We start from the raw sequence: 8,513 nt of genomic DNA, 5'->3' as shown, positions 1-8,513 counted from the left end.
TTGTCGCCAATCTCCCGGCGGATGCTCAGGCTCTGCTCCAGATACTTCAGGGCGGCAGCGTAGTCACCCCGCGCATCGTAAATCTGGCTGATGTTGTTCAGCGTCGTGCCTTCGCCTGCCTTATCGCCAATCTCCCGGCTGATGCTCAGGCTCTGCTCCAGATATTCCAGGGCAGCAGGGTAGTCGCCCCGCGCTTGGTGACTTAGGCCGATGTTGTTCAGTGTCGCGCCTTCCACCTCCTTGTCGTCAATATTCCGGCTGATGCGCAGGCTCTGCTCCAGATACTTCAGGGCAGTGGCGTAGTCGCCCTTAGCATCGTAAATCTGGCTGATGTTGTTCAGCGTCGCGGCTTCCCCTGCTTTGAAGCCAATCTCCTGTCTGATGTTCAGGCTCTGCTCATAGAGAGCCAGTGCCTCCTTGTACTTGGCGATGCGGTCAAGGTCATAGCCTGCGCTGTGCAGATACAGCGAGCGTTCCTGCTGCTTGTCATCCGGCAGCAGGGCAGCGGCCTTCTGCCAGTAGGCAGCAGCCTTGGCGTAGCGCAACTGCACACGTTGCAGGCGGGCTTGGTCGGCATTGGTTGCCGCAGCGGAGATACGCCGCTTCTGGGCTGCTTCCATGTCGCTCTTGGCATTTGCCTCAAGCTGCTCAAACGCCTGCACGTCGCGGGCCTCAGCTTCGTCCAGCAGCTTCTCCGCCTTGGCGTAGTCGCCCGCCTCAATGGCCTGCTTGGCCTCCGCCTTCAGCCGCTGCACCTCCGGGTCTGCGGACTGCACGTTCTCCAGCCGCGCACGCAGCTCCTTGTACTGCGTGGCGATCTCCCGCAGCTTGCTGTCCAGGTCGCCCAGAGGAACCTGCTGCTCCTCCATGATCCTGAAGAAGCTGGCAAGGGCGGAGTCGGTGACTGCGAGCTTGCCAGCAAGCTCCTCAAGGCGTTGCGGGGGAATGACGCTGTTGTTGTACGTCACCGTGACATTGCCGCCTGCAACGGTGTTGCCGCTGCCCCATATCTTCTGGAGGAGCTTGCTACACATCATCGCGCCTCTCGACCTTCACATCACCGGTGCCGACCACGATGTTGTTATTCCCCTTCACAGTCTGTGTTACCCCACTGCCTTTGCGGAACAGAGGAGCAAACAGCTTGGTGATGAGAAAGTACAGGACACCGAGTGCTGTCAGCCCGGTTCCGCTCCAAGTCACTTCGGGGTGATCCTTCAGATACTGTAGTATATTAGCAAGCTGTTCCATATAACTTCCTCCGGTCATAGCAGTCGTTCCGGTTAAAGGTTCCGTTATACACCGCGCCGAACTGGTCGCCTATGGCGATGTTCTGCGGCCCGCCGTGGCTGTCGAAGTGGTTGGTCATGCGTTCTCCTTGCCGCCACCGCACCTATGCACCCTCTATGTACTCACGAGGTGTCAGGATGGTGATGGCTGCTGTCTTGTAATCCTGCACATTCCGGGTGATGAGTATGCCTATCTTGTGCTCCAGCGCGGTGCAGTATTGAATCGCGTCTTCAAAGTCGGCAAAGTCTGAAGCAAGGGCCAGATCAATGACGCGCTCTCCGCAGTTCAGCACCCTGACAAGCGACCGGAGCTTCCTGATGGACTGCGCTGCCTTCTCCCGGCCAAGGTGCTTGCTGAGGATGTAGAAGATGTTGGCAATGACAACCGGCGAGGTGGAGGCTGTCAGCTCCTTGTTCTGAATCCTGAGGAAGAGCGCAGCTGCGGGGGCGAAATGCGGCTCGCGCTGTGTCAGCAGGTCAAGGATGACATCTGCATCCAGAAAGACCTTAGCCCGCTTCATCTGTACTTCTCCTCGAGATGAGCAGCATACGCGCTCCTGCTCTCATCCACGTCCCTGTCTTTCAGCAGGCCAGCAAGCTCGCCCACAACGCCTGTCAGCCGTTGCTCCTGGACAGTCGCCTTCTCCAGGCCAAGATGCTGCCGCAGGGTGTCCAGCACGAACTGGCTGACGCTCTTCCGCGCTGCTGCGGCCCGCTCTTGCAGCAGGGCGGCAAGCTGCTCGTCAATACTCTGTATGGATAATGATGCCATGATGTGTTCCCTCCTGTTCAATGCGCAACATCCAGCCCCTATGGCTCCTGATACTTGGGGCAGCTTCTCTGCGTACCGCCGCCGCTGTCGAAGTGGTTGGTCATGGTCGTCCCATCATGCCGCTTCCAGCCGCTTCAGCCCGCTTACATCCACCCGCTTCTCCGCCTTGCCCAGATCAAACTGAAGCTGGAGCCGCAGCCAGCCCTCCGGTGTCCGCCCAAAGACCTTGGACAGGCGCAGCGCCATCTCTGGACTCACCCGGCTGCGGGCATTGAGCAGGGCGGAGAGCGTCTTCGGCTTCACCCCTAATGCCTTGGCTGCTTCCGTCACGGTCAGCTCCAAGGCCTCTACGCAGAACTCCCGGATGATCTCTCCTGGATGCGGCGGATTGCACATTCTCATGGCTGCCTCTCAATGATAGTCTTCGTAATCAACATCTGTGGCATCAGCGTTGCAGAACCGGAACGTCACCCGCCAGTTCCCGCTGACCGCAACAGACCACGTTCCCTCCCGGTCTCCCCGCAGCGGATGCAGGCGCAGGCCGGGCAAGTTCATATCTTCAGGGCTGTCCGCAGTCTCGGCGCATGTTCCGCCTGAATGCCCGCGCTGCTGCCCGCCTTGAACAGCTTCTCAAGCCCTTTGTGCCTGAATTTGACAATCATGTCCCTACGGCTCCTGATACTTGGGGCAGCTTCTCTGCGTACCGCCGCCGCTGTCGAAGCGGTTGGTCATGGTCGTATATACCCCCACTGCCTGAACTGCTCCTGCAAGGCCGGGTCGTCCTTGAAGGCAAGGTAGTACAGATACTCAGGGGCAATGTCCAGCGTGTCGTCCCAGACCAGCGCGCTGTGCGCCACCTTGAAGCTGCGGAAGGCTGCCTGCTCCCGCAGCCGGGCGAAGACAGGCCGCCTGTCGTTGCAGACAAGCGGCGCTAAGTCCGCCGTGCCAGCCTTGCCATCACTGAACACCAGATGGACAGCATAGTTGCCTGCGTATGCTGCCTGTTGCACTTCCAGCATGGTGCCTCTCCTATACCAATGGGTTGATCTTGCGATGCTCGCCGGTCTCGCTGATGCTGTTCCAGTTGGAAAGCAGCTCGTCCTGATGCTCCTGCGCCCACTCGACTACTAAGCTCATCACCCGCGCAGGCAGTCTGCCCTCCAGCAGGCCCAGCGTCTTAATGGCAATCGCTGCTTTGTGCTCATTGTACTCGGCATGGAAATGGGGCGGGTTGTGCTCGTTGAAGTGCATGTAGATGATGATGCCAAGGAAGCGGCTTAGCTCAGGCATGGATATTCCCCTTGTCTGCGGCAGTCATACGCTCTCTGTGATGCCATGATGTCTTCCCTCCTGTTCAATGCGCAACATCCAGCCCCTATGGCTCCTGATACTTGGGGCAGCTTCTCTGCGGAGTATACTCCTTGTAGGCCGGGTCGTCATAGCGTTCATGGCAGGGCAGGCACAGCCCCACCCGCAGGATGCGGCGCAGCTCCTCGGCGTTGAAGGGGCGCAGGTCGGGCCGGGACCCGTGCTGGAGCTGCTGGCCGTCTATGGTGACAAAGGCATCCAGCGGCACGGTGCGGCCTTGCAGGGTCTCCACGCCCTGATCCACCGGGTGGAACGCCCACTTGCCGTCCTTCTTCGTCACTGTGCCCTGGCCCAGGCCGACGGTCTTGGTCGAGGCGTGGCAGTCGGCGCAGGGCCTGCCCTTGGCCTGGGTGGTGTGCGGGTTGATGGCGGCCATGGTGAAGCGGTTGAAGCCGCCCTCCACCTTGCCGTCCTTGCCGATCAGCGTCACCACGTCCTGGCAGCCGGGCGTGACGATCACCACCTTGTCCTTCCACACCGCCAGCATGGGCTGCTCGTAGCGGATGTAGGAGCGGCCTTCCTCCCACGCGCCCGGCGTTTCCTTCAGGCTGAGCTTGTCTAAATGGGTGTCGCTCAGGTCGCGCTTGACATGGCAGCCGTAGCACTGCGGCACCCAAGTGGCGTGGCAGGCCACGCAGGACAGCCGCTGGTGGCCGGGATAGGCGCAGGCATCCTGCTTGGGCGGGCGCAGCGGGCGGATCTCGCCGTCGTTGCGGCCTGTGAGGACGAACGCGCCCTCCTTGCCCTTGCTGATGTTGGTGACCTTGCGGCCCTTGCGGGTCAGGCCCGGCTCGGCTGTGTGGCAGCCCTCGCAGCTGATCTCCAGCTGCTCCTCATAGTGGGCGTACTGGGTGCCGTCGCCCATGATCTCCTCGCGGGTGTGGCAGTCTATGCAGGACATGCCTTTCGTGTGGTGCACGTCCTCGGCGATCTCCAAGTAGAAGCGTCCGCCCGGCAGCTGCTTGGAAGACGGCTTGCCCTTCTCGTAGGGCGTGCCGTAGCCTTCGCCCTCGAACATCCCAGCGTAGGAGATGCCGATGCGGCCGGAGCGGTTGTGGCAGCGGACGCAGTTCTCGTCCGGCACCTTCTTGCTGATCTGCGGATGCGGCTTCTTGCCCTGCTGCCGCTTCTCGTCGAAGGACGTGACCGTGGTGCGCACATCACCCTTGGCCGGGATGTAGTGGCAGGCCGAGCAGCCGCCGCCTTTCTCGTTGAAGAACTTGGGTGCGCCGGGCAGGTCGTTCTTCTGCTTCCAGAGATGGCAGGTGGCGCAGAGCTTGCGGAAGTAGTCCAAGGCCAGCGAGTTCTCGCCGCTCTCCAGCAGCTGCTCCACGGTGATGGCCGCGTTCTGCGTGTCGCGCTCGCCCCAGTAGTAGAGCAGGGTGGAGAGGATGCCCCGGTTGGTGGCCATGAGCGAGTTCTTCACCTTGCGCACGTCCGCCGGGTGGCAGCCTTCCTTGCCGCAGCTCTTCTCCGCTACGCGCAGGTCGCCGGGATTGAGGACCATGCCCTTGTGCGCCTTGTCCTTGTCAATGGCCGCCGCGTCGCCGAGATGGCAGGGCGAGCAGCCGATCATCGTGGCGGCATGGGCAGGGTCGGGCTGCTCGTCCTTGTGGCAGGACAGGCACATTTCAAGAAAGCCGGCAGTGGTGACTTCAATCTGCTCAGGCCGCTCGGTCTGCCGCTCCTGCCAGGCTAAGTAGCCGGTCAGGGCAAGGACAGCGAGCGCGGCGACCAGAAGGGAAAAGGAATTGCGGGGCGCGGACATGGAGTGTTTGCACGAAGAAGTGGGTGGATGAATTGCCCCACTATACCCGGTGTGCGGCAGGCTTGGCAACTGCGGACAGGCAGGCGGGCAGGTTTGCCGCGCATCACGCAGCTTGCCCGCAAGGACAGGCAACCGCAGCAATTCCTTGACAAAGGCTGCGTATTCTTTTAGGATGAGCTTCTGTTTGTGCCGAAACCGGCGCCTCTGCTGACTGATCGCCGGGAGCTGGGAGCATCAAAGAAGAAAACTGGTTCTGTGGTCAGTCAGCATGCAGCCGTTATATGTGGTCGAGAGCAACGGGAGGAGGAGCAATGGGAGCGAAGAAGAATTGCTGGGATTTTAAGCAGTGCGGACGGGGGCCGGGCGGCCCCAAGGTCGCTGAGTTCGGGATATGTCCGGCAGCGGACGAGCAGCGCGCGGACGGCGTTCATGAGGGCAAGAACGGGGGACGCTGCTGCTGGGTTGTTGCGGGCACTCTCTGCAAGGGCGCAGAGGCGCAGGGATCCTATCTCGAGAAGTTCTGCAGCGACTGCCACAACTGCGAATTCTACAGCGTCGTCAAACGGGAGGAGGAGCCTAATTTCAAGATTGGCATGACCATCCTCAAAGAGATGAAGAGCCGCAGCAAGTAAGCGGAGGTGGAAAAAGGAAAAGGCCGTGACCCAAGGGATCACGGCCTTTCTCTTCTTCAGAGGAAGAAATCAGTTCTTCGCTTGTCCTGCTTCCTGGTGATGAAAGTCCTTCAACGCGCTGACTTCTTTTTCCAGCTTGTCGGTTGAGGCCAGCACAATCACTGGCAGGGCGTTCTCCTGCACACCAAGGTAGAATTCCTTGGCCACCGGCCAGAACTGGTTGATCTTGGCCACGCTTTCCTTGGCGTGGTCAGGGTAGCGGCCATAGCTGTTGATCTTGGCCAGGCCCTTCTCAAAGTCCTCCACCGCCTTTTGCAGCTGAACCACGTTGTTATAGTCCTTGAAGCCGGCCTTGTGGGCGATGTAGTATTTGTTGACCCGCTCCAGCTGAAAGAGCTGGTTCTCCAGTTCCGCCAGCATTCCGGCTTCCCCGGTTGTTCCTTTGCCGTACACGCCGGAGAGGAAATCCGCGCCTTCCAGCAGAGACTCGCTGAAGTCGATCATCAGTGCGCCGGTCTCCGGGCTGTAGGGCTTGGCCAAGGTTTTATCCAGCTCATCGCGGGTGTAGGAAAGGAAGATGGCGATGTTTTTCTCTTCCTTGCTGTTCCCTTTTATGCCTTCATGCAGTTTGAGGATATCTTTCTTGAGCTGGCTCAGGCTCTCCTGCAAGTCGTTCTCCGCATGATCGGCGCGGATATCCATGTGCTTGTAGAAATAGGCCTTGGTGATCTTCTGACTGATGATGCCCACATTTTTGGCAGACTCCATCATTTCCACATCGACGTTCGCCATCGCTTTGCTGACAGGCAGGGCGCAGAAAATTGCCGCAGCCGCGAGAACCTTCAGAAATGCTGTTTTCATGCTGCCTCCTCCTCTTTTGCCTGCATGATTGCTGTGAACTTGTCAAACCAACCCTGTTTGTCATCCGCCACCGGAGTGAAGTAACCCGACACGCTGCCTTCAACCAGCTTCTGCTCCATTTTCAGGATTTCCCGCAGCGCGTCAAAAATCTTGCTGGCGTTCTCCTCTGCGACAGAGGGCATGAAACGGCCCGACTTGCTCTTGGCCAGCACACTGAAGGCGATGAAGTCCTTTTCGGTGCCTTTCAGCTTCTCTTTGATTTCCTTGGAAACCAGCTTCTCGTCAGCAGCAAGCAGTTCTTGATAGATTTTCTCGGTCTCATCCACCGTCTGCTTGACTTCTTCTTCATAGTTGGCATCAGCGACACCCCACGCCTTCATCAGATACAAGGCGGCCATGCGCTGTGATTCCAATCCCAGCTCGGCAACCAGCACCACATCATGCTCGCCCTTGATGCCAGTGTCTTTAGCCAAATCTTCAGCCACCTGCTCACAGCGCACGGTGTATGCCTCCACCTTCTTGCGCAGCTCGCTCATTTTTGCTTTGTCCGGGGTCTTCTCAAATTCCGGTTTGAGTTCAGTCCAAGATTTTGCCACCTCGTCAACCTCGGCTGTCAGTTTGTCATTCAGCTTGTGGCTCTTGAGATCGTTGAAATATTTGTCCACTGTCTTAATGTTTTCATCCAGATCCTTTTTGGGATCGTGGTAGGTCACGCCCATGCCGACCAGCGCGTAATCTTTAAGAATCCGCTGGGAATACATGCAGATGTCGTCAATTTCCTTCACATCCTGCGCTGAGGCGTTGGCCGACACTTCCGAACAGAACATCGTCAGCGCGGCGGTCAGCATGTAAAAGAATTTTTTTGATGCAAGCTGCTGGTTCATAACTTTTTCTCCTCCAGATGAATTATTCAGCACAGAACGGCTAACTGCCGCTCTGCTGTTCCAAGCATAAGCTGGCTGTTTTGGCTTATGCCAAAATCGTGCCAGTATTTCAGAAACATTGTTGAGCGCGTGTTGAGTTAATTGATTTTATTTAAAAATATTTTTTATTTTTATGCCATTGACGATGACAATGTTTCCCGTTCAACAGGAACTGTGTAATAATTACTCAGTTGCCGACGTGAGAAGCAATTATTACACAGATGTTTCCTCCCTGAAACGACCTCTTCGCCGCAAATTCTTCTGCACAGGCAAGCTGATGCCTCTTTGTGGCACACTGAAAAAGTAATTTCTCCGCAAAAACAAAGGAGGCAGATCAGGAGGTCTGCCTCAGAAAATCTGATACGTTTTTACTCAGCTCAAGCTTCGTCGCTGCGCCACAGGCCGCTGTCGTCGGAAGCTTTGTGGCGGTCAGCGGTTCAAAGAATAGGGCGAAGCCGTGCAGCTCCTTTAGCATCAATTGCCTGTCTGGCAATCTGCTGCCGCTCCGGCGCAATGCTGGCCGGAAAAGCATCTTTTTTATTGATTTTACTTGTAAATTATTTTTATAAATATTTTATTGACGATAACAATATCTTTCGTTCAACAGAAACTGGGTAACAATTACTCACTGCTGGCATAAAATTGTATAATTATTACACAGATGGTTCTGTCTGAAACGACACCTTCGCCGCAAATTCTTCTGAACAGGCAAGGTGATACCTCTTTGTGGCATGCTGAAAAAAGTAATTTCTCCATAAACACAAAGGAGGCAGACCTTCCGGTCTGCCTCCTTTGTGTTGTAGTCGGAGCATCATGAAATGACCATGCGCTGTCATTCCGGCCGAAGGGAGGAATCTCCTCAGGATCAGGGGATTTCCCGCTCCGCCCGAAAGGACAGGAGGC

At 57.4% G+C, this 8,513-nt stretch carries 12 protein-coding genes and 1 pseudogene; 1 reads left to right on the top strand and 12 read right to left on the bottom strand.

Annotation, left to right across the window (positions count from 1 at the left end; genetic code table 11):
* From ACNKID_RS08475 to ACNKID_RS08430, 10 genes and pseudogenes are all read right to left on the bottom strand, one after another.
* The coding region (locus ACNKID_RS08475) for a tetratricopeptide repeat protein (protein ID WP_417913002.1) at nucleotides 1-1,037 on the bottom strand (1,037 nt) is incomplete at its 3' end.
* Nucleotides 1,027-1,248: a hypothetical protein gene (locus tag ACNKID_RS08470; protein ID WP_417913001.1), complete on the bottom strand. Its 222-nt coding sequence runs from the start codon at nucleotides 1,246-1,248 to the stop codon at nucleotides 1,027-1,029. The genes ACNKID_RS08475 and ACNKID_RS08470, both read right to left, overlap by 11 nt.
* The gene (locus ACNKID_RS08465) at nucleotides 1,232-1,366 is read right to left on the bottom strand and encodes a hypothetical protein (RefSeq protein WP_417913000.1); all 135 of its coding nucleotides are present in this window, start codon (nucleotides 1,364-1,366) and stop codon (nucleotides 1,232-1,234) included. Before ACNKID_RS08465 ends, ACNKID_RS08470 begins: the two co-directional genes overlap by 17 nt.
* Nucleotides 1,367-1,390: 24 nt before the next feature.
* The gene (locus tag ACNKID_RS08460; protein ID WP_417912999.1) at nucleotides 1,391-1,807 is read right to left on the bottom strand and encodes a type II toxin-antitoxin system VapC family toxin; all 417 of its coding nucleotides are present in this window, start codon (nucleotides 1,805-1,807) and stop codon (nucleotides 1,391-1,393) included.
* Nucleotides 1,804-2,058: a DUF6364 family protein gene (locus ACNKID_RS08455; RefSeq protein ID WP_417912998.1), complete on the bottom strand. Its 255-nt coding sequence runs from the start codon at nucleotides 2,056-2,058 to the stop codon at nucleotides 1,804-1,806. The genes ACNKID_RS08460 and ACNKID_RS08455 overlap by 4 nt, the downstream gene beginning before the upstream one ends.
* Nucleotides 2,059-2,172: 114 nt before the next feature.
* Entirely contained in the window at nucleotides 2,173-2,460 is a 288-nt protein-coding gene (locus ACNKID_RS08450; RefSeq protein WP_417912997.1) for a HigA family addiction module antitoxin, read from the bottom strand.
* A 9-nt stretch (nucleotides 2,461-2,469) separates the two neighbouring features.
* Nucleotides 2,470-2,720, bottom strand: a pseudogene (locus ACNKID_RS08445) (type II toxin-antitoxin system RelE/ParE family toxin).
* A 66-nt stretch (nucleotides 2,721-2,786) separates the two neighbouring features.
* Entirely contained in the window at nucleotides 2,787-3,077 is a 291-nt protein-coding gene (locus tag ACNKID_RS08440) for a DUF2442 domain-containing protein (protein WP_417912996.1), read from the bottom strand.
* Nucleotides 3,078-3,087: 10 nt separating this feature from the next.
* A complete protein-coding gene (locus ACNKID_RS08435; protein ID WP_417912995.1) occupies nucleotides 3,088-3,348 on the bottom strand; it encodes a DUF4160 domain-containing protein in 261 nt (86 codons plus the stop codon).
* An 85-nt stretch (nucleotides 3,349-3,433) separates the two neighbouring features.
* On the bottom strand, nucleotides 3,434-5,194 hold the full coding sequence (locus ACNKID_RS08430) for a hypothetical protein (RefSeq protein ID WP_417912994.1): 1,761 nt from the start codon (nucleotides 5,192-5,194) through the stop codon (nucleotides 3,434-3,436).
* A gap of 311 nt (nucleotides 5,195-5,505) precedes the next feature.
* On the opposite strand from ACNKID_RS08430, the gene ACNKID_RS08425 reads away from it, so the two are divergent.
* Nucleotides 5,506-5,826 carry a two-CW domain-containing protein gene (locus tag ACNKID_RS08425; RefSeq protein ID WP_417912993.1) on the top strand — a complete coding sequence of 107 codons (321 nt, stop codon included), beginning with the start codon at nucleotides 5,506-5,508 and terminating at the stop codon, nucleotides 5,824-5,826.
* A 69-nt stretch (nucleotides 5,827-5,895) separates the two neighbouring features.
* On the opposite strand, the gene ACNKID_RS08420 is transcribed toward ACNKID_RS08425, so the two are convergent.
* On the bottom strand, nucleotides 5,896-6,687 hold the full coding sequence (locus ACNKID_RS08420; RefSeq protein ID WP_417912992.1) for a hypothetical protein: 792 nt from the start codon (nucleotides 6,685-6,687) through the stop codon (nucleotides 5,896-5,898).
* Nucleotides 6,684-7,571 (bottom strand): hypothetical protein, encoded by an 888-nt coding sequence (locus ACNKID_RS08415; RefSeq protein WP_417912991.1) that lies wholly within the window; start codon nucleotides 7,569-7,571, stop codon nucleotides 6,684-6,686. The genes ACNKID_RS08420 and ACNKID_RS08415 overlap by 4 nt, the downstream gene beginning before the upstream one ends.
* Nucleotides 7,572-8,513 lie beyond the last annotated feature (942 nt).

Source organism: Candidatus Electronema sp. TJ (assembly GCF_048287355.1).
GTDB lineage: Bacteria > Desulfobacterota > Desulfobulbia > Desulfobulbales > Desulfobulbaceae > Electronema.
This window is presented reverse-complemented; position numbering and strand designations above follow the sequence as displayed.

Coding starts and splice junctions, on each gene's coding strand:
- ACNKID_RS08435 (WP_417912995.1), bottom strand. CDS start 3,348: ATGCCTGAGCTAAGCCGCTTCCTTGGCATCATCATCTACATGCACTTC.
- ACNKID_RS08430 (WP_417912994.1), bottom strand. CDS start 5,194: ATGTCCGCGCCCCGCAATTCCTTTTCCCTTCTGGTCGCCGCGCTCGCT.
- ACNKID_RS08465 (WP_417913000.1), bottom strand. CDS start 1,366: ATGACCAACCACTTCGACAGCCACGGCGGGCCGCAGAACATCGCCATA.
- ACNKID_RS08440 (WP_417912996.1), bottom strand. CDS start 3,077: ATGCTGGAAGTGCAACAGGCAGCATACGCAGGCAACTATGCTGTCCAT.
- ACNKID_RS08470 (WP_417913001.1), bottom strand. CDS start 1,248: ATGGAACAGCTTGCTAATATACTACAGTATCTGAAGGATCACCCCGAA.
- ACNKID_RS08455 (WP_417912998.1), bottom strand. CDS start 2,058: ATGGCATCATTATCCATACAGAGTATTGACGAGCAGCTTGCCGCCCTG.
- ACNKID_RS08425 (WP_417912993.1), top strand. CDS start 5,506: ATGGGAGCGAAGAAGAATTGCTGGGATTTTAAGCAGTGCGGACGGGGG.
- ACNKID_RS08460 (WP_417912999.1), bottom strand. CDS start 1,807: ATGAAGCGGGCTAAGGTCTTTCTGGATGCAGATGTCATCCTTGACCTG.
- ACNKID_RS08415 (WP_417912991.1), bottom strand. CDS start 7,571: ATGAACCAGCAGCTTGCATCAAAAAAATTCTTTTACATGCTGACCGCC.
- ACNKID_RS08420 (WP_417912992.1), bottom strand. CDS start 6,687: ATGAAAACAGCATTTCTGAAGGTTCTCGCGGCTGCGGCAATTTTCTGC.
- ACNKID_RS08450 (WP_417912997.1), bottom strand. CDS start 2,460: ATGAGAATGTGCAATCCGCCGCATCCAGGAGAGATCATCCGGGAGTTC.